This window comes from Clostridium merdae (assembly GCF_900176635.1).
Lineage (GTDB): Bacteria > Bacillota > Clostridia > Oscillospirales > Acutalibacteraceae > Faecalispora > Faecalispora merdae.
Map to the genome: position 1 here is coordinate 96,242 of NZ_FXLN01000004.1, position 19,746 is coordinate 115,987.

Annotated in this window: 14 protein-coding genes; 8 read left to right on the top strand and 6 right to left on the bottom strand. The window is 44.1% G+C overall.

What is annotated here, in order from left to right:
- The first annotated feature begins 72 nt into the window (after nt 1–72).
- Entirely contained in the window at nt 73–1,539 is a 1,467-nt protein-coding gene (locus tag CAN90_RS05945; protein ID WP_085832933.1) for an Nramp family divalent metal transporter, read from the top strand.
- 304 nt (nt 1,540–1,843) lie between these two features.
- Here the strand turns inward: CAN90_RS05945 and CAN90_RS05950 are convergent, their stop codons facing one another.
- From CAN90_RS05950 to CAN90_RS05960, 3 genes are all read right to left on the bottom strand, one after another.
- Nucleotides 1,844–2,902 carry a flavodoxin family protein gene (locus CAN90_RS05950; protein ID WP_085832934.1) on the bottom strand — a complete coding sequence of 353 codons (1,059 nt, stop codon included), beginning with the start codon at nt 2,900–2,902 and terminating at the stop codon, nt 1,844–1,846.
- Between the two features lie 24 nt (nt 2,903–2,926).
- Complete coding sequence (locus CAN90_RS05955) at nt 2,927–4,165, bottom strand: lactate dehydrogenase (protein ID WP_085834298.1); 1,239 nt, start codon at nt 4,163–4,165, stop codon at nt 2,927–2,929.
- A 70-nt stretch (nt 4,166–4,235) separates the two neighbouring features.
- Nucleotides 4,236–9,029 carry a cytidyltransferase-related domain protein gene (locus tag CAN90_RS05960; protein ID WP_085832935.1) on the bottom strand — a complete coding sequence of 1,598 codons (4,794 nt, stop codon included), beginning with the start codon at nt 9,027–9,029 and terminating at the stop codon, nt 4,236–4,238.
- A 325-nt stretch (nt 9,030–9,354) separates the two neighbouring features.
- Between CAN90_RS05960 and CAN90_RS05965 the strand changes: the two genes are divergently transcribed.
- From CAN90_RS05965 to CAN90_RS05980, 4 genes are all read left to right on the top strand, one after another.
- Entirely contained in the window at nt 9,355–9,681 is a 327-nt protein-coding gene (locus CAN90_RS05965) for an ArsR/SmtB family transcription factor (protein WP_085832936.1), read from the top strand.
- 65 nt (nt 9,682–9,746) lie between these two features.
- Nucleotides 9,747–10,139, top strand: coding sequence for an arsenite efflux transporter metallochaperone ArsD (arsD, locus tag CAN90_RS05970; RefSeq protein WP_085832937.1), 393 nt, complete (start codon nt 9,747–9,749; stop codon nt 10,137–10,139).
- The gene (arsA, locus tag CAN90_RS05975) at nt 10,139–11,875 is read left to right on the top strand and encodes an arsenical pump-driving ATPase (protein ID WP_085832938.1); all 1,737 of its coding nucleotides are present in this window, start codon (nt 10,139–10,141) and stop codon (nt 11,873–11,875) included. The genes arsD and arsA overlap by 1 nt, the downstream gene beginning before the upstream one ends.
- 261 nt (nt 11,876–12,136) lie before the next feature.
- Nucleotides 12,137–12,682, top strand: coding sequence for a GNAT family N-acetyltransferase (locus tag CAN90_RS05980; RefSeq protein WP_085832939.1), 546 nt, complete (start codon nt 12,137–12,139; stop codon nt 12,680–12,682).
- Nucleotides 12,683–12,774: 92 nt separating this feature from the next.
- Here CAN90_RS05980 and CAN90_RS05985 read toward each other — a convergent pair whose 3' ends face one another.
- Entirely contained in the window at nt 12,775–13,419 is a 645-nt protein-coding gene (locus CAN90_RS05985; protein WP_085832940.1) for a DUF998 domain-containing protein, read from the bottom strand.
- A 129-nt stretch (nt 13,420–13,548) separates the two neighbouring features.
- On the opposite strand from CAN90_RS05985, the gene CAN90_RS05990 reads away from it, so the two are divergent.
- Nucleotides 13,549–14,109: a DUF2238 domain-containing protein gene (locus CAN90_RS05990; protein WP_085832941.1), complete on the top strand. Its 561-nt coding sequence runs from the start codon at nt 13,549–13,551 to the stop codon at nt 14,107–14,109.
- A 169-nt stretch (nt 14,110–14,278) separates the two neighbouring features.
- On the opposite strand, the gene CAN90_RS05995 is transcribed toward CAN90_RS05990, so the two are convergent.
- Together CAN90_RS05995 and CAN90_RS06000 are read right to left on the bottom strand one after the other, a co-directional pair.
- Complete coding sequence (locus CAN90_RS05995; RefSeq protein WP_085832942.1) at nt 14,279–14,524, bottom strand: hypothetical protein; 246 nt, start codon at nt 14,522–14,524, stop codon at nt 14,279–14,281.
- 500 nt (nt 14,525–15,024) lie between these two features.
- Entirely contained in the window at nt 15,025–15,711 is a 687-nt protein-coding gene (locus CAN90_RS06000; RefSeq protein WP_085832943.1) for a hypothetical protein, read from the bottom strand.
- Nucleotides 15,712–16,085: 374 nt separating this feature from the next.
- Here CAN90_RS06000 and CAN90_RS06005 point away from each other — a divergent pair, with 374 nt between their 5' ends.
- Both CAN90_RS06005 and CAN90_RS06010 read left to right on the top strand, forming a co-directional pair.
- Nucleotides 16,086–17,864 carry an ABC transporter ATP-binding protein gene (locus tag CAN90_RS06005; RefSeq protein ID WP_085832944.1) on the top strand — a complete coding sequence of 593 codons (1,779 nt, stop codon included), beginning with the start codon at nt 16,086–16,088 and terminating at the stop codon, nt 17,862–17,864.
- Entirely contained in the window at nt 17,858–19,567 is a 1,710-nt protein-coding gene (locus CAN90_RS06010; RefSeq protein WP_085832945.1) for an ABC transporter ATP-binding protein, read from the top strand. The genes CAN90_RS06005 and CAN90_RS06010 overlap by 7 nt, the downstream gene beginning before the upstream one ends.
- Nucleotides 19,568–19,746 lie beyond the last annotated feature (179 nt).

Sequence of the window (19,746 nt, forward strand, 5' to 3'; positions counted from 1 at the left end):
TGCAGGCTAGCGATTTTTCAACTTTCATTTGCCTTTGTTACAGTACGAAAAAAATGAAAAGGAGTGCTTTTAATGACAGATACAAAAACGAAATCTGTTGCAATGACAATGCCTGAACCCGATCCCAAATTAAAAGCCGGCAAATTCAAAGATCTTTTACGTTACCTTGGCCCAGGAATTATTGTGGCATCTGCTTCAATTGGAAACGGAGAAATTTTCTTTGCCAGCCGTGAAGGCTCGCTATTCGGATTTTCTCTTCTCTGGACCTTTTTATTGTGTGCAATTATGAAAGGAAGCGTAGTTTTCGTTGGCTCCAAATTTGCAACATTAACCGGAGAACACCCCGCTACACGATGGGGACAGATTCTACCAGGCACTAAAAACTGGGTCGCTATTTTCTTGGGTATTGTGGCTGCCATAGCCATCCCATCCTCTATCTGCGGCTTTATTAAGGTGTTGGGGCAATGGACCTGCTGGACCTTTGGATTAAACACAAGCTATACCGTACTTTGCGGTACAATCTGGGCACTGGTTGGATTCTTATTCGTATTTTTTAGTTATGAAAAAATGGAGAAAGTATCCACTGGTATTGTTCTTATTCTGGTTATTTTCGCTTTGATAGCAATCTTTGTATCTAATCCAGACTGGCTCGCACTGTTACAGGGTTTCGTTCCAACCATCCCGGCTGGGTATCCTGAATGGGTGCAGACCAAAAGACCTGAAATTCTTTCCGGACCCATTCTGCTAGAGATTGTCAGCGCAGTTGGCATCCTTGGCGGTGGAATCCAAGATTATCTCGGTTATATGGGTACAATGAGCGAAAAGAACTGGGGCATGTATGGGAATGAACGTATTTCAGACATTCAGTCATCTCTGAAAAACTTATCTGGCAAAGAGATGATTCCGCTTCCGGAGGACGAGAATACGGTTTCAAATGCCAAAGGGTGGCTGAAAGCTGTTAAAATTGATAACGTTACTTCCTTTACCGCAGTTTGGCTCGTCGGTTCCATATTCATGATTCTTGGTAACGTTGTACTTGGAACCAATGGAATGCAGGTTGTTCCTTCCAATGACGAGATTATTCAAAATCAAGCTCACTTCTTCTCAGTCATTTCTCCTGGTCTGGTATTACTATATAAGGCTGCTATTTTCTGCGCATTCTTTGGTGGTCTTGTAGCACTCAGCACTCAGGTATATCCCGCAACATTTCGTGCATGCTTTTCTCCGGTATTCCCTGCCATTCAAAAGCAAGAAAACAAATTTAAAACTCGTTTATGGGTTGCAGTATTTTGCATTTTCGGCGGTATTTTATTGGCATGGACGAATATTACTTATACATTCGTTCTTCAGGTTGCAACTGTAATTGGCAGTGTTTTTGGAATCGGCCTTGTAGGACTCTTACTTCTTTGGACTGAGAAAAAAAGCTTGCCAAAGGAATATCAACTCAAACCCGCTTGGTTTTCATTAACACTTGTAAGCAGCATTATCATGACTTTACTGGGTGTTATCGCATTTTTACAGTTGTTCAAATTCATCTAAAACCTATTTATCACTCTAAAAAAACAAGCTCATTGAATTGGGCTTGTTTTTTGTTATCAATTTTTTATATGTTATGTAGCTGTATTACTAAATTGGCTTTGTGATTCAAATCCTATACTCTGTTCGCGATGCGATTTAGAGATGATTGCTTTTAGTCAAGTATTGTCTCTTCACACCACCGCTATCTTGAGCTGTGGTAAATGCAACCGACAAAAGTTGAGGTATTGTAGTTGTAGGTCAAGGCGTTTCTATCAACAAAAAAAGGGAAACTCTGTATGAAGCAGAGTTTCCCTTTTTAAATGCTTTAATTGAGTAGAGTGCCGCGGATTCGGGAGGAAAAACCGTCGAGTCTCTCTCCAATTCCCGGCAGGGATAACGCCTCACCGGGGTCATTGGCGGTCTCCAGCATGGAAAACTGGCTGGGGAGATAGAAAGACTTATTCATATTCATTCCGGCAATCAACTGCCGCGCTACAATATCCCCTCCAGAATAACCGGACACCACGATAGAGAAAAGCGCTTTGTCGTAAAAGCGTGTTTGGCGGAACAAGGCGGTAAGGCGGTTAATAAAGGCGGTCATATTTGCGGACATAGCGTCGTTATAATTGGGACACAGCATTACTACTCCCGAGCAACGGCGCACCGCGGGGTACACCTCATCCTGCATTACGCCACCGTAAAAGCAACCTCCTCGCTCACCAAAGTGAAGGCACATGGTATAGGGGCAGCCCGAACAATCAGACAAAGTACCGTTGCGCAACCCGATTTCGGTTACAATAAACGCATCGCCAAGGCGAGTCTTCACCTCACTCCAGAGTGCCATTGTGTTGGAGGTATGATGGTTCGAAGCGTGTAGTACCAATAATTCGGGCTTCTCCGGTTTGGGGAAGCTTTCTTTCTCTAATCGGTCGGCAAGCTCTCGGGCAGCTGCTCGGTAAGCTCCCAATAAATCGGTATTGAGCTGTTTTGCCTGCACCTTAAAGTTCACGAGGGAACCGGTGCCCTCCACCAGTGGGCGTCCCAAAAATGCACAGCCTGCCAAATTTGCTGCCAATGTTAGCTCAGTCGCCTCCGATTTGGTATACAAAGGTGAGGTTCCGTCTACGATTAATCCTGCTGTGCAGCCCTTTAGCAGCTCGGGTTCCCGGCGCAGGCGAGCCAACAGCTTTACATACTCTATGTTTGTGCCGGTATCTCCAAGCGGTAAGGCAAACAGGAGACGCTCTCCGGTCAGGTTGGTTAGCTCTTCTGCACGGCGTAAAGTGCGGGTCTGCCGCCCTTCCAGAGCGTGACGCAATATTTCGTCCAGACGTATGTCTGCTCCTTGAACGTCCGGATGGGGATAGATTACTATCAAGGACATTCCAATACCTTCTTTATTAAGCAGTTATAAAATTTCTTTTAAGTGCTGTGCCGCCTCCTGAATATGGCTAAACAGTTCATCTGGAATGTGGGGAAGCAACTCGGTTTCAATACCAGCCGGGGTAAATCGATTCTTCACACCCATATAAATGCCGTCCAGAAATACAGAGCCGCAGTGCCATTCTCCCCGCAAGGCGAGCAGCAGAGACAACGCACCGGAGGATAAGGCAGGAGCCACATAGGGCTTAAAGCCCAGCTCACGCATTTTTAAATTAGCTGTCACTGTAAGGTGTGTCAGTTCCTGAGAAAGTTCTTCATCATAGTGCTCGATGGAATTGGCAATGAAAAGTCCAGTGCCATGAGGGCCGAAGGAACGCCCTTCCGACAGAAAAGAGGAAAATCTCGTGTCTCGCTTTGCATAATAGGCAGCCCGGGCGTTCATCACGCCAAGGCCAAAGCCCTGAATCTGTTCAGGTCGCAGGCCCTTGCCATCCCAAACGCCAGATTCGTCACGGTTGCTTTCCAAATACGCTGTTTTGGCTAAGGGATCCACAGGGTCTGACACAGCGCACCACAAGCCTTGGAACTGAGCGTCACGAGCCATTTTAGCATAGTGCTTTACGATGGCGGCGTTCGCCTCAAATTGAGCCATACGCACATCCTTTACCTGAGAGCCGACCGGAGGAATGCCCTTGGAGGCAACAAAAACAAACACATCACAGTCAAAAATGCGGTCAGGGGAGACAATTTCAACTTCAGGCAGGGCGTCGTAATCCCACGGAATTGCGACCTGACCCATCTCAAACTCCCAGCGGGAGGTGATTTGATCCGATACATCACAGATGCCGATGGAGGAAATGACGTCTCCACCCATTAGTTTTAGTCCGGTGAGTAATGTAGAGCCAACATCCCCAATCGCCACGATATTGACTCGCCGCTTACCGGTTTTTGGAGCGGCATTGAGCAGTTCTTCCCAACCAATGCGGCCGGTGTTGATGGCGGTGAGGCGACCTTCAGCAATAGCGGCCACAGTGGGGGTATCCACTTCTACTTCAGTCATGCGGGAGGCATCCAACACCTCCAGCCCGTGGGGTGCAAATAGCTGCCCCGGGTGGTCTACACGAAAAGAGCCTCTGCCCAAAACTGCATCCCCAGAAACGGGAGCAAAGAGTCTGCCCTCTGTAACCGGAGCTATGGGCGAACCAAAGCCGTCTTGAGGGGTAAGAGATACGAGGTTAGCACCCTTATAACTGTAGTAATACATAGCATCACCTTCCAAAAAAGTATTGTATTTCATAAAAACGGGAAGAGGGGAAACCCCCAGCATGCCGTAATTATAAATATTCACGCAACAGCTGTTCTAAATCATTTTTGAGGTAAACCGATGCGGACAAATTGGGGTCATAGCTCAAGCAGGTGCCTTTGTCCGGGCACAAGGGTAAAATAACGGCCTCTGCCAATCGGGATAATGTCAAATTCCTGCCATAAAGAATACGATATTCCTGCTCAAGTGTAGAGATGACATCGTGTGCCGCCTCTAGGCAAGTACGAGATAAGCAAAACACCGCTTCACGACCGCACTCAGACAAGTGAGAAGGGGAGGCATAAGGTAAAATATGGTTGATGCCGGGTAAAAGGCCGGGAACCGGGAAGCTGGAACGACGCACGGTGTTCCCGCCAATAAAGGGATAAAAGGTGGATTCCACAAACCACTGACGTAGCCGGGGAAGAAAGTAAACACTGTCGATCGGCCTTTCCCACGAATGCATTAAATCTTTGCCATAACCCGACAGTACACCCACCAACACCATGCGGATAGGAACCTCCTCCTCACGCAGGATGGGGTCGAGTACTCCCATACGCAGGCCGGGGTGCATGAGGTCGTCTACCAAAATCACCGGTCGATTAAAGGATTTAATGGTGCGAATCTGGCAGGGAATCGAGGCGTAATAGGGGAAGGCTTCAATCGTTGTTTCGGTAAGGTCTGGGGAAAATACGCGGTCGGTATGAATGGTTTTGGTTACGGTGTTGGGAACGCTTTTCCCTCGAAGCAGCTTGCCAAATGGAACACACATATTTTCGCCCAGTTTGCGCGGTACAATCGGTATGGAGGGCACATTGTTATAAGCCGTAATTTTCTCCAGCAGGCGGTGGTGGATGATGTCGGCAGACAGTGTTAGAACCAAAGAACCCGGGTACAGGCCGGTTAGTGCGTACTGAAGCCGCTCGTGGTTGCGACGAATGGATGACAGTACCCGTGAATTGCGGCAAAGCGGCTCTTGAATCGTAGTCTCCAGATTTTGAATGAGCACAGTAGGGGCGTGCATATCCACCTCACGAATTGGTGCTTCTCCTTCTCGAGAGACAAAGCCCTGCCGAGCCAGTGTGTCTTCGAGTTGCGTTGGAATGCGGTTATCGTGGGGACGAAAAACAGCATAAACGTATTCTTGCTCCAGTGCATGAGCGAACAATTCACTGAGTAGAAGCTGAGCATAATCCTTGTGCTTTTCTGACGTATCGGCGCTTAGTGCGGTAATGAAAAGCACGTTACCGGCGGAACGAAGACGAATTCGATTTGCCAGTTCGTGATCCTCCAGCGCAGAGAAAAGCTGCGAGGTTGTCAATAGGCGATAGCTGATAAACCCGAGGTGGCGCTCATGACCGGTGCGGCGCAGCAGCAAGATGCGATCTTGTCGGCGCAGAATTGCCGCACACACCTCCTCCCCATTTGGATAATCGGCAGTTAGACTGCACAACAGTGCGGGGGATGGAGTGTCAATCCATTGGAATTCCAAATCCCCAGCATAGAGAAGGGGTTTGTCGGGAGTATCTCGAAGATAAAGACCATTTTGATAAATGAAATCTTGAATAACCGGGTCAGTAAAGGTGGAAATATCCCGATTCAAATCCACGTTTTCCCGGATACGGGTTGAACTGATGTCCTCCAGGTGGGGAGGCAGCTGCAACTGAATTACATTTCCGTTGATTGGTAGATCACGGGGCAGCTCCGCTTCTCCCGCGCGGCGGAAAATGATATGGTTCATCTGATGGATGGAATAGGGCACTGGCTGCGCCCGATAGGACGATGCGTTGAGCACCACGTCACTCCCCACAACTACATAAACCTGCTGTTTCGGGAACAGCTCCACCAGTTGCCGCAGATTATCGGGATTGGCGATGTTAACCGGAATATCATCTGGAAATAGGTGAACGTGAAAATCTCCGGCTACCGACAAGTTGACAATTTGCCGGCGGATTAAATGGGGCTGGGCTTTTTTCGACCAAGAGAACTCATCGACCGCTAAATACACTTCAAAGCCCATATCTCGAATGGCATGAACAATGCCCTTGTGAGAAAGGGTAAAGGGGTCGAAGGTGCCAGGAAAAAATGCAATTTTGCGGGGTTTGTCAAAAGTAAAGGGACCGTGATCCAATCTTCGCACTGCAATAAAGCGGTTAATATGAGCAAGTGCAGCGGCACGGTAGAAGAAGGTTAGACTGCTGTGACCCGGCACCTCTTGCATCAGGAAGAGCAGTTTGCGGTAACACAGTGAAAATAGACGTCCTTTTTCTTCCATGTTGAGCACGGTTGATTCAAACAGTAGCTTACCAACAACCAGTAGGGCTTCCTGATGAACCTCTTCCCGGTAATGAGCCAACCCTTGGAGCAACAGTCCAAGCAGCTCTTGCCGCCGGGCTTCATAGGCCGATTCCGACTCGGGGAATCGTTCCCGATATGCGGGGTAGTACTGAAGCAGCACACCAATAGTGTTGAGCGCTCCAGAAACAGCGGAATTACTGGAGGAACCGAGCAATCCCTTAAGCCATAGCACCTGCTCGTTTAGTTCGTTCGGGTGTAGGTACAGGGCAGTCTTGCCCAAATACTCAGGAATATATTTCGAAATTTCGTACTGCCCCATTTCCAAACCCTTCCCAAGCTCCACAACAACCTCATTGCGCTGGTCGCGTCGCAGAATAGGCAGAGTTCGTACCAGAGCCGAACCAGCGGTGTGCCGAACCACCACTCGCTCCGAAACTTTGATTAGATTGGAAAAATGAGTAGCAATATGCAGTACATGTGTTTTCAGGCCATGCTCCACCTGGTCTCGCAATAGCTCTACACCAGCCACTTTAACAACCCACGGAGTGGCGATTTTCAGGTTGTCCAGAAAGACCTCGCTGGTAATATCCGTGTGGTACAGCGTATGCTCAAGATTGGTAACATCTTCTCCTGCTCGGCGTAAGATTTTGCATTGAAGAAAGATGGTTGTCAAATCTTTAGAGTGCAAATTTCGTGTAACCTCAACGATGCGTGTCATCTGCGGGTGGCTGCGAGGAAGAGAACGCTGTACCTCCCGCAAAAACTCAAGGGAGACAATAACGAGCCGTAACTCTCCGCAAGAAGCAAAGCAAGCGGCAAAGTTAATCAATTTGCCCCGCGTTTCCTCACCGTAATAATGGGCAGGGAGATTCCGGATAGCATCCAGCAGAGTAAACGCAGTGTCGGAGGTGATTTCCTCCGAATACTCATAGTAGTTGAGCAAAGCACCCAAAAAGCGGGGAATATCTCCGGGGCGAGCATAATTCAGCATTGCCCCAACCAAAAGCTTCAATGCGTAGCTAATGTGAGAGCGCTCCTGCGGGGTGGTCTTATGGTCGGGGAAAATAATTTTATCCAAATAATGCGCCCATAAGGTAAATGGAACTTCCTCTGCCGGGTCGTTTTCCGCATCCCCGGGAATTTCTTTACGATAAACCAAATGAAAACGCGCGATGATTTGACCCATCAGGCTGCCCGCTTGGCGCCTTATATCGCCCTCACGGTGGATGAGTAGTTCATATAGAAAAGACAACGCTTGTGTCTTTTGCCTCACAGAAAGATAGGTGAAATACTCCTCAAACACATTGAGGTACGCGCGCAAATGTCGCCAGCTTTTAGCGGAGCGAGCCTCCTCGATAATATTGCCAAATTTTTGCTCATTAGAGAGCATGTGCATCAGTTGCAGGTTGTGCTCTACGGACAAAAGGATAAGGCTGTTTAATGTTTCTTCCGGATTCATCAGCGCAGGGTCCTTGTGGGGTGTAGGGCACTGCTGGTGCCCTGTTAAATCAACATCTACGCCAAGGCTGCGCATATAGTTCTCAAAGTCATGGAGCTTCTCATACACAAATTCATACCGTCTGCGCTTTTTGGGATCCACATTTTCAAGCTTTGATAATATGACTTGGTACGACTCATCGAGCGGGTAAAGAATCGTAACTTCATTCCCATTCGCATCCCGAATTTGCTTAGACCGAAAATCGGCGTAGATTAAAAGAAGTGACTCTACGGAAAGTGACTCAAGCTCCAAATCCCACGTGGAATGGTTGGAGGCGATATGACTAATTCCATCCATTTTTCGTGCAAGAAGCCATTGGTCGGTGTAGTAGTAGTGCAAATAGGGAACTCGCTCGCCGGGGCGGCAGCCAAATTTACCAAAATCGTGTGTAGCCGCTGCTCCAGAGATGAGGGTCAAATCTACCTCTACCCCAGCCTCCTTAAGGCCACGAGCGGCAATCATCGCAATGTAGTGTACACCAGCAATATGGCTTAGCGTTTGGTAGGGAGTTACCTCTACTCCAATGCGCATCAGCTCGTAAAGGAATTCCTCCTGCCACGCGTTCATTAGGCGGCGGTATTCTTTTGCGCTGTTGCACTGGCCGTACTCCTCTTCCGAAAGAAACTGAAAATCCACCATGGGGTCAAACAGAAGGGCGGCGCGCTCATAATTTAATAGAATATGGAGTATGGTAAGGTAAATTTGAGCCCCCTGTGCATATTGGTCTGCTTTTGGCGCAAACCCGTTTTTCGGAAACATGAGACTGCAAATATATTGGTAAGAAAAACGAAGCCAGCCTTCCTCTGGTGCATCCGGGCACAGCTGGTTCAGTACTGGAGCGCATAAATCCAGCACGTTTGTGCAGCGAAGTCGTTCCCGAATAGGGAATAGAGTGGCTAGTCCCTCAATCCAATTCGGATTCTTAAATCGATCCAGAGTAATCTTTCGGTTTGGAAGAACGGCCAACCGGAGGGAGGTTAGTGCCTCGGTAATCTCTCGGTTTACCTGAAAAATCAGCTTGTCGTGCATGGGTGACCCACCTTTCGCATGCCATACAAAAGAATGAAAAATACACGGGTGTACAGAGAACCAACATACCTCTTATGTCCAATGAAAACGTAAGTTAAATTTTTTTCATTGTAACATAATTCCCGAGGGTTGGAAAGAGAGGAAGCGTCGATGATTCTGCTGTTCTTAGTATGGTTTTCAAAAGATTTTATAATAAAGATTTTATTGTGAAATCGAAGTTCTATTATAAAAAATGAAATTATACTCGAGTGATGTACATATTGACATTTTTCGATTTGGTGCATATACTGTAACATATCGAACAAATTCGATTTGAGGTGTTGTTATGGATTACTATTCGGAAAATATAAAGGTTTTTAAGGCACTGGGAGACCCCAAACGAGCAATGATTGTAGATATGCTTTCTTGTGGAGAACTATGTGCCTGTGAAATTTTAAAGAAGTTTGAAATGTCTCAATCTACCTTGTCACATCACATGAAGCTTTTGTGCGAATGTGGAATCGTCAAAGGCAGAGGGGAAGGGAAATGGACGTACTACTCTCTGAATACAGATGTGATTCAGCAAACCAAGCAATTCTTTTGCCATATTACTTCAGATACCGAGAATTGCATTTGTAAGCAAAATAAAGAATGCTGTGATTATTGTGAATGACAATTGCAAGAGCAGCGTGCCAAATGATAGAAACAGGTTTTGTTATTGAGAATAGGAGATTGGATATGAAGAAAATGAAGATTTTTGAGCCTGCGATGTGCTGTTCTACCGGTTTGTGCGGTGTTGGAGTTGACCCGGAATTACTGCGAATCTCCACTGCGCTAAATACACTGAATAAGCATGGTATACAGGTCGAGCGCTATAATCTAAACAGCGCGCCCATGGAGTTTGTTACTGACGAAACCATTAACGCGTTTATTAATGCTAAGGGAGTGGAAGGCTTACCCGCTATTGTAGTTGACGGTGATATTGTTATTACCGGCCGTTACCCAACCAATGAAGAATTTACGAAGCTTTTGGAGCTACCGGAAAGCATCTTTAGGAAAACGAGCGAGACTACCAAAGTGAAAATAACAAAGAAGAAGTCTGGCTCCTGCCATTGTAAAGGAGGGTGCTGATGGAGCTTTTTCAGCCTTTGAAGACCATGCTGACCAAGTACCTGTTTTTTACTGGCAAGGGTGGTGTAGGAAAAACCAGTATTGCATGCGCCACGGCGGTGTCGCTTGCTGACAATGGAAAGCGAGTACTGCTGATTAGTACCGACCCGGCTTCCAACCTGCAAGATGTTTTTTCTTTGGAGCTTTCAAACAAGGGAACACCCATTGCTGAAGTACCTAATCTTGTTGTTGCGAATCTTGACCCCATACAGGCCGCCGCAGAATACCGCGAAAGTGTGATTGCACCCTATCGGGGGAAACTACCCGAAGCGGTCATTTCCAGTATGGAGGAGCAGCTTTCTGGCTCCTGTACAGTTGAGATCGCGGCGTTTAATGAATTTTCTGGTTTTATTACGGATAGAAAAGTACAGCAGGAATACGACTACATTATTTTCGACACAGCCCCTACCGGTCATACACTGCGGATGCTTCAGTTGCCATCTGCATGGAGTGATTTTATAAGCGAAAGCACGCACGGAGCCTCCTGTCTTGGCCAGCTTTCTGGGTTAGACAGCAAAAAAGCAATCTATAAGCAGGCGGTGGAAACGCTGGCGGACGTGAATTTAACGACCCTCATTCTTGTCTCACGGCCAGAAACAGCGCCAATGAAAGAAGCAGAACGCGCATCCGGTGAGCTATCTGCAATAGGTGTTCACAATCAAATCCTGGTTATTAACGGTGTTCTAACCGAATACGATGATGAAGTTTCTCTTCGCTTATTCCAGAAACAACAGGCCGCTCTTGCTGCAATGCCCCCCAAATTACGTTTGCTTTCAATTTACGGTGTGCCATTGCGCGCCTATCAGGTATCTGGCATTGCAAATGTGCGCGCCCTACTCCATACAGACCATATGACATGTTCCGAAGAAACGTTGCGCGCGGCTCATATTCCTTCTCTTCATACCGTAATTGACGAGCTGGCAGCACAAGACAGGCGAGTCATTTTTACAATGGGTAAGGGGGGCGTGGGCAAAACCACTGTTGCCGCAGCCATTGCGATGGGGCTTGCAAAGAGAGGGAAGAGTGTTCACCTAACCACAACAGACCCAGCCGCTCACCTTAAATTTGTTCTGGATGATTCAAGCGGCATTACAATGAGCCATATTGATGAATGTGCCGAGCTGGAAAAGTACCAGGCGGAGGTGCTTTCTAAGGCTAGATGCACAGGCATGAGTGAAGAGGACATAGCCTATGTAGAAGAGGATTTGCGTTCCCCCTGCACACAGGAAATCGCCGTGTTCCGTGCTTTTGCAGAAGTAGTGGAAAAGGCCAAAGAGCAGGTGGTGGTTGTTGATACCGCACCCACAGGTCATACGTTGTTATTGCTCGAATCCACGCAAAGCTATCATCACGAGATTCAACGCACGAAGGGGGAAATCCCTGAATCGGTAAAAAATTTGCTGCCACGCTTAAAATCGAAAGAAACTGAGGTAATTATTGTAACTTTACCGGAAGCCACTCCTTTTTTTGAGGCTTTGCGTTTGGAGGAGGATTTAAAGCGTGCCGGTATTGCTACGAAATGGTGGGTTGTCAATCAGTCTCTTTATGGTACCCATACAACCAATCCCATCCTAAAGGCAAAAGCCAGCAATGAGGTGGAATGGATTAACCGAATAAGCGAACATGCGGGAGGGAGTTTTGCGCAGATAAAATGGAGCGGAGACGAACTAAAAGGTGATTGTTTGCTCTTGCTTTAAAGTTTCGTATGTTATAATTCGCCGCGCAGATGTTTTAATTGAGCTCATTTTTAATTAAAGTGCAATTTGTCTTCTAAAACAGCAAAGGGATTCCCTGTCTACAACAGGGAGTCCCTTTTATCGTTAGAGCGGAGTTTTGGTGCTGCAAAAACTAGTAAAATAGAGCAATGGAAGATATAGACCAATTGCATTTCATTAATATGCAATTCATATCCCGTAATTATAATCAATGGGAAAAGATGTAATTGAGGTGAAAAGTAGATGGGAAATATATTAAACAAGAAAATTACACTGGTACCGATTGGTGAGAGTGACCGTGAAAAATTCATCAAAGATTTGCAGGATGCTTTCACCGTTGCCGTTGTCGAGGAATTCGGTGAGGCCACACAAGAGGTGATTCCCCAAACGGATATTGAGGAGTCGATGGATGCCAAGGGGGCAGAGACCTACCACATTTTATTGGACGGTTCTATTGTGGGTGGAACGGTACTTGTGATTGACCCGAAAACCCGCCGCAATTCTTTGGACCTATTGTTTATCAGAGCAAATGAGCATAGTCGTGACCATAGCAAGGGGATTGGTCTTTCCGCATGGAAAGCGATTGAACAACTGCACCCAGAAACAGAGGTTTGGGAAACACATACACCATACTTTGAAAAAAGGAACATACACTTTTATATCAATAAATGTGGTTTTCATATTGTTGAATTTTATAACCCACATCATCTTGACCTTCATATACCCGCCGCTAATTTTGAGAGCAGCGAGTATTTTTTCCGTTTTGAAAAGGTAATGAAGAGAACGTAAACTGAAATTCAATTCAAAAAGATTCTATTAAAATAAGCAATAAGCTATCATAAAAAGAGATTCTCAAATTAGAGAATCTCTTTTTTGTTATCTTAGAAGTTAGAAGATGGAGTAAAATGCGTTTGCCTTTTCACATAAAAATAAGAGAGCAAAAAGGTAAAGGTTAAAAAGGAATAGGCACTCACTCTTTGAATTAGCCCTAGTACATTCCAGTGCAGCGCAATTGCCGTTAAATGAAACAGATTCGATAGTAAAAAAATGATTGCAACTGTAAATGTCATTTTCCCAAGCGAAAGTATTCTTTCCTTTTTCCAATACCCAAACGCCAAAAGAAAAAGGGATAGATTTGTTAGGATAATAATTGATAAAATCAAAAGCAGGTGCAAAATATTCTGTGGATTAATCGAAGACTCCATCGTCATAGGAAATACGCCGAATGTAAAAATAGAGACGCAAGCGACGAGAAACAACAAAACAAACCCGATTTTTGTGTACAAACTGTATTCTTTAAAGGCTTTATAACAAAGAGTAGCAGAAAAAACGAGAAAACAGAATTGATATAGCTGAATTAGAGTGCGAAGAAAGCCAGAGTGAGGGGTTCCATCCGCAGTTAATACACTAATATAAGAGGTAATGGGGTTATACCCCTTTATTAAAATGCATCCCAGAAAATCATGTAAAACAAAAAACAGCACATCCAGCATGCCAAGAAAAATGAATTTGTTTTGTAGCTTCATAGAAAGGCTCCAATCTTTATTGTGATGAGTGAAAGCAAATGAAGAAACTCTGTGTTCGCCTTTAATTAAAAGGATATTCTTTTTAAATAAGAGGAACAATATTTATAAATAGAAAATAAGGAGTAAAAAATGATTGAAACCTTTTTGCTTATATGTACCGTTCTTTTTGTGTTAGCAGAGTTATTTACAATTTATGATGCTGCAAAAAACAAAAAGTATGCTCGAATAATACAAAATGTAATATTAATTGGAATAGCCATATTCCTTATTGTATTTAATCAAAAATTTCAGTATTCAATTTATCCTTTTATTCTTATATTTTTTATGATTACTTTAATTGGTCATACCGTATTTGGGCAAAGCCTGAATTTTTACCATAGGAGTAAAATTTTTGACCGCTATCTCCATTGCTTTGGTGCTTTTACATTTTCTCTGCTTTTTTACTCCATATTGCAAAATATATGGGGGCCTATTGAAGGCGGAAAAGGATACATGGCTTTGCTAATAGCTGCTATTGGCATTACACTTGGAACGTTATTTGAAATATTAGAGTTTATCATTGATACGGCTTCGAAAAGCCCTAAACCTTTAAAGCACCAGCATGGTTTAGCAGATACAGATATGGACTTAATTAGCAACACACTGGGGGCAATATTAGCAGGTATATTATCCATTTATCTTTTTATTTAACTCGAATATTATCTAGTCACAAAAGAAAGGGTCACGAAAATTTCGTAACCCTTACTTATTTTAGAATGTTTTTGCGGAATCACATTGACAATTTATGAATTTTATGTTAATAATAAAATAGTTTATACACATTAGTAGCGTAATGTGTATCGGGTAAGCACCGCTTTACTTAGGGAAGTTGTTCCAGTATGAAATTCATTATTGGAGCAACTTCTTCTTTTTTTCCTGCAATAATAGCAGCAACAATCAAAATAAGAAGTAATATCTCTAGAAATTTTAAAATAGATTTAAAATGGAATGAGGGTAAATAGTATTGTACTGTTTTTGTTTCACGAATTTTTTCTTTGTCCTTGGTAAAAACGGTATCATGAATTTTTTTACAGACTACGATTGGGTGTGTAGCTGACTTCATCATGATGAGTCTCCTTTCTATGAGGTAGATGTGATGGATGGTCGACTTAAATAGTCCATGTTTTTTCCCTCCCTTCGTCTATAATTATAAAAATGACCAGTTCCTTTGTAATTGGAGTAATCTGGTCATAATTAGCCCTCCATACAGAACCAACATTCGGCTGCCAATACGGAGAATTATTCTGTTTTCAGGCTAACGGCAATATCGAGATAGATGCCAAAAGTCTCAGGCTTGGCTGTTTCTAACAATTCAAAACTAGTAATTACGCCTTAAGAATAGAATTTTTTTAGTGTTATGTCAACATGTAATCTGTCGAGTTTTGTGGACATTGATAAAATATATTTTTAAAAACATGAATTGACATTTTATGACATAGGTGGTTTTGTTATTCTCAGAAAATAGATCCGTTATTATGAGGAGCTTACCATAATAATGTGGAATGAAGAAAGCAGGGTGTTTGTTTTTTAAACATCCTGCTTTCTTTCTTGTTATATATTTACACCTTACTTATTTTGGCATAGTTTCTCTAGGTACTCAAAATCATCTTTATTGTTTTCCGTTTCCCATTTGGGTCGTTCCTGCTCCAAAAGAGATTGTGCCTTTTTCAGATTCCCTTCCGCAAGCTCTTTGAATATTTGCAAAATCAATAAGAGTGCGCCCCAGTTCGAATGAGTACGAATTTTGTCAAACTCAGCTTGATGCTCTATCATTCGTTTTATTGCTTTATTGTTTTCTTTTAAATGAAAATGGACGTAAGCATAATCAGCCCAGTAAAGCGTGCGATTTGTTCCTCTTAATTTTTGGGGGTTAATCAAGGAGAGTAGCTCTTTTGCTTTCAGAAAATCTCTCTTTTCACAATAAGCGGCACTTAGACTTAATTGCAATACGCTGCGCATCTGCGGTGATATTTTATCCTCCATTAACTCGTTTATCTCTGCAATATAACGATCTGCATCATGCTCTTCTAAAAGAATTGAATGCAGCGAGGCAAGTTTTAAATTAAATGCACGGAACCACAAAAGGTTCAATATAGTAGCAGAAATTGCGACAAAGCACAAGAATACGATAATAGAGAACTTTTTTACTTCATCGCTCGGTTCGAACGCAGCTAAGCCAACACCAAAAAGAAAGGAAGTTACGATTAAAATAACCCAAAAGATAACTCGTATTTTATTTCTGTTTTTTAACATAATTGAACTCCCTTCGCTAAATTAGCTTTATCATACCATATCCGATTATAAAATCAAGGTGTGGCTTTGAAAGATGTTTTTGACCAAATGGAGCATCAGGCAACGTTTTAGAGTAGATTTGTCGGCTTGGAATTCGCTACAATAAAAGGCACGGAGAGCAATCGGTTGCCAATGCCGTGAAATCGCGCAGGCTGGTTAGCTGTATCTAACTTCAAGAAGAACTGTTTGGAGTCAAATCGTAAATTAGGCTTAGTAACAGCTTAAATCGTTTGAAAAACACAGCTTGTGTTTCATTGGGGTAATCGTTATAAGACTTATACACCAGTCCTATTTAAAAAGCTCTTGTGAACTGCTTATTTAAGGAGGAAAACAATTTGCAAAAACAATCCAATCTTTCAAGGCTACTTGGCTATGCTGGTAAATTCCGGTATTTAACCATCTCGTCTTGGCTTTTATCTGCACTTAGTGCACTGGTAGCATTGGTGCCATTTATCTACATTTGGCTGATTATTAAAGAAGTGCTGGAGGTTGCACCGGATTTTTCATCTGCTCAGAACCTTGCGCATTACGGGTGGATGGCAGTACTGTTCGCCACACTGTCACTTTTTGTTTATTTTGCGGCATTAATGAGCTCACACTTAGCAGCATTTCGAATTGCGGCCAATATACGCATACAGCTTATGAACCATATAGTAACGCTTCCGCTAGGGTTTATGGATGAGTTTGGAAGCGGCAAGATGAGAAAGATTATTAATGATTCAACTGCAGCTACGGAGACCTACCTTGCGCACCAGCTACCAGATAAAGCAGGCGCGCTGGCTACTCCAGTTGGGCTGCTTGGGCTTCTTTTCTTTTTTGACTGGCGCCTTGGGTTATTAAGCATTTTACCGGTACTCATTGCGTTTTTAATTATGATGCGTATGACTGGTGCAAAAATGCAGCACAGAATAAAGGAATATCAGGGTTCTCTAGAAGATATGTCGAACGAGGCAGTGGAATATGTGCGTGGAGTTCCAGTGGTAAAAACCTTTGGACAAACGGTATTTTCTTTTAAGCGCTTTAAAGATGCGATAGACAACTATAAAAAATGGGTTGTTACCTATACCAAAGAACTGCGCATGACCATGATGGCATATACCACCGCTATTAACGGTGTATTTGTGTTTTTAATTGGTGCAGGCCTATACTTCACACAAGGTGGAGTAACGAGTGCGTTTCTAATTAACCTCATTTTTTATATTATTATTACACCGGTTATTTCCATTACATTAACAAAGATTATGTTTCTAAGTGAGAACGGGATGATAGTTAACGATGCACTGGAGCGGATTGACAGCGTACTAAAGATAGAGCCGCTCAAAGAGGCAGAAAAACCAGTTCACCCAAAGGATTCCTCTGTAGAACTGAAAAATGTTCGTTTTAGCTACGATGGCAAAAATCAGGCGGTTAACGGTGTCTCTTTCAAAATAGAGAAAGGGAGAACCGTTGCGCTGGTTGGCCCCTCGGGCGGAGGAAAATCAACCCTTGCGGCACTCATTGCTCGCTATTTTGACGTGGACGCCGGCTGTATTCTAATTGGTGGTGTCGATATTCGCAGCATCTCAAAGGCAGAGCTGATGCAAACCGTGTCGTTTGTATTTCAGGATAGCCGGATTTTAAAGGCTTCTATTTTAGATAATGTACGCCTTGCAAAGCCCAACGCCAGCAAAGAAGAAGTTCTAAAAGCGCTCAAGGCGGCACAATGTATGGATATTATTGAGAAGATGCCAAACGGGCTGGATACCATTGTTGGTACAAAAGGCGTGTTTCTCTCTGGTGGTGAGCAGCAGCGCATTGCCATTGCGCGCGTGATGCTCAAAGATTCACCGATTGTTATTTTGGATGAAGCGACCGCATTTGCAGACCCGGATAATGAAAGCCGAGTACAGGCAGCATTCTCCGAGCTTTCCAAACAGAAAACAGTGGTAATGATTGCCCACCGCCTCACCACAGTTGTAGATGCAGATGAGATTTTTGTATTAAAGGATGGCAAGATTCTGCAAAGTGGTACACACCAGCAGCTTTTAGAAGAAGGCGGCTTATACACAGAAATGTGGAGCAACTACCAAACCTCCGTAAAATGGAAGGTCGCGAAGGAGGCTGTAACATGCTAAAGAAAATGCAAAGAGCGTTTGCTTTGTCTGAAAAAGGGGCAAAAGATTTGGTTTTGGGGAGCTTTGCCTGCTTCGTCCGCGACCTTGCGTTCATGTTCCCCGTTGGGTTGATGTATACATTGGTGCGCGATTTGCTTACCGGTGCAACTCCCAATACCAGCTATTATGTAATTGGTGTTGTATTCTGCTTAGCACTGATTTTTATTACCTCGTATTTTCAATATAACACCACTTATCTTGCCACCTATATTGAAAGTGGGGTTCGCCGTATTTCTCTTGCGGAAAAACTGCGTAAAATACCACTTTCTTTCTTTGGAAAAAAGGATTTAGCAGATTTAACGAGTACCATTATGGCAGACTGCGCTTATTTAGAAACGTCGTTCTCCCATTATATTCCGGTATTGTTTGGCTCAATAGCCTCAACTGTAGTGATTGCAATTAGCCTGTTTGCGTTTGATTGGCGTATGGCTTTGGCGTCTCTTTGGGTTATTCCGGTTTCGTTCTTGATTGTTGCGTTTTCTGTTCGGGTACAAGATGCACTCAATCAAAAGCAGATGAATGCCAAAATGGCGTGTGCAGATGGGATTCAGGAATGCTTAGAAACCGTACGCGACTTAAAATCCAATAATGCAGAGCAAGATTATTTAAAAGGGCTGGAGAAAAAAATTAAAGCGGTAGAGAAGAGAGCAATCATATCGGAGCTGGGAACCGCTCTCTTTGTTGTAACCGCTCAATTGATTCTAAAAATAGGAATTGCAACGGTTGCTCTTACGGGCTCCATTTTGTTGATGGATGGTTCGCTCGATGTACTAACCTTCTTTTTGTTCTTATTAGTGGCGTCTCGCCTGTATGACCCCTTCCAGGCAGCGTTGCAGAATTTTGCTGCGGTTCTTTCTACCCGTACTCATGTGGCGCGCATGAACGAAATTCTAGATCACCCCGTGCAAACAGGCTCAACGGATTTCCACCCCAATGGGTGCGATATTACCTTTGATAATGTCTCTTTTTCTTACAACGAGGAAGAGGATGTACTGAAGGGAGTCTCCTTTACAGCAAAGCAGGGAGAGGTCACCGCACTGGTCGGGCCATCCGGTGGCGGAAAAACGACGGTTTCACGCCTTGCTGCGCGTTTTTGGGATGTATCTCAAGGCACCATAACACTTGGTGGAAAAGATATTTCAAAGGTAGACCCCGAAACGCTCCTCTCCATGTATTCCATTGTTTTTCAGGATGTAACTCTCTTTAACAATACAGTGATGGAGAATATTCGAATTGGCAGGCGTAACGCAACGGACGAAGAAGTGATTGCCGCCGCAAAGGCTGCCTGCTGCGACGTTTTCGTTTCTCAAATGCCAAATGGTTACCATACAATGATTGGTGAGAACGGAGCGACTCTTTCCGGCGGGGAACGCCAAAGAATCTCCATCGCGCGAGCATTGCTGAAAAATGCACCCATTGTTCTGCTCGATGAAGCGACGGCTTCTTTAGACGTAGAAAACGAAACGCTGATTCAGTCTGCAATCTCCGAGCTTGTAAAGAATAAGACGGTGTTGGTAATTGCGCACCGAATGCGTACCGTTGCCGGTGCAGATAAAATCGTGGTTCTCTCCGAAGGCACAGTGGCCGAGCAGGGCAATCCACAAGAGCTATTAAGTCAACAAGGTATTTATAGCCACATGGTAAAGCTGCAAACGAAATCATAGTGCATGAGTGCCCCTATATTTATAATAACTTGAAAATTTGTAAAGCGACCGTGAGTACTTTGCCTTAAAAAATAGCACTATGTTTTACAATGGAGCAATTCAAAGCGGAATACTCATTTCTCTAGGTGATTTAAAGAAAAATGAAAGGGCTTGTTGCCTGCGATTCGCAGACAACAAGC

Coding starts and splice junctions, on each gene's coding strand:
- CAN90_RS05945 (WP_085832933.1), top strand. CDS start 73: ATGACAGATACAAAAACGAAATCTGTTGCAATGACAATGCCTGAACCC.
- CAN90_RS05950 (WP_085832934.1), bottom strand. CDS start 2,902: ATGTCCTTGATAGTAATCTATCCCCATCCGGACGTTCAAGGAGCAGAC.
- CAN90_RS05955 (WP_085834298.1), bottom strand. CDS start 4,165: ATGTATTACTACAGTTATAAGGGTGCTAACCTCGTATCTCTTACCCCT.
- CAN90_RS05960 (WP_085832935.1), bottom strand. CDS start 9,029: ATGCACGACAAGCTGATTTTTCAGGTAAACCGAGAGATTACCGAGGCA.
- CAN90_RS05965 (WP_085832936.1), top strand. CDS start 9,355: ATGGATTACTATTCGGAAAATATAAAGGTTTTTAAGGCACTGGGAGAC.
- arsD (WP_085832937.1), top strand. CDS start 9,747: ATGAAGAAAATGAAGATTTTTGAGCCTGCGATGTGCTGTTCTACCGGT.
- arsA (WP_085832938.1), top strand. CDS start 10,139: ATGGAGCTTTTTCAGCCTTTGAAGACCATGCTGACCAAGTACCTGTTT.
- CAN90_RS05980 (WP_085832939.1), top strand. CDS start 12,137: ATGGGAAATATATTAAACAAGAAAATTACACTGGTACCGATTGGTGAG.
- CAN90_RS05985 (WP_085832940.1), bottom strand. CDS start 13,419: ATGAAGCTACAAAACAAATTCATTTTTCTTGGCATGCTGGATGTGCTG.
- CAN90_RS05990 (WP_085832941.1), top strand. CDS start 13,549: ATGATTGAAACCTTTTTGCTTATATGTACCGTTCTTTTTGTGTTAGCA.
- CAN90_RS05995 (WP_085832942.1), bottom strand. CDS start 14,524: ATGATGAAGTCAGCTACACACCCAATCGTAGTCTGTAAAAAAATTCAT.
- CAN90_RS06000 (WP_085832943.1), bottom strand. CDS start 15,711: ATGTTAAAAAACAGAAATAAAATACGAGTTATCTTTTGGGTTATTTTA.
- CAN90_RS06010 (WP_085832945.1), top strand. CDS start 17,858: ATGCTAAAGAAAATGCAAAGAGCGTTTGCTTTGTCTGAAAAAGGGGCA.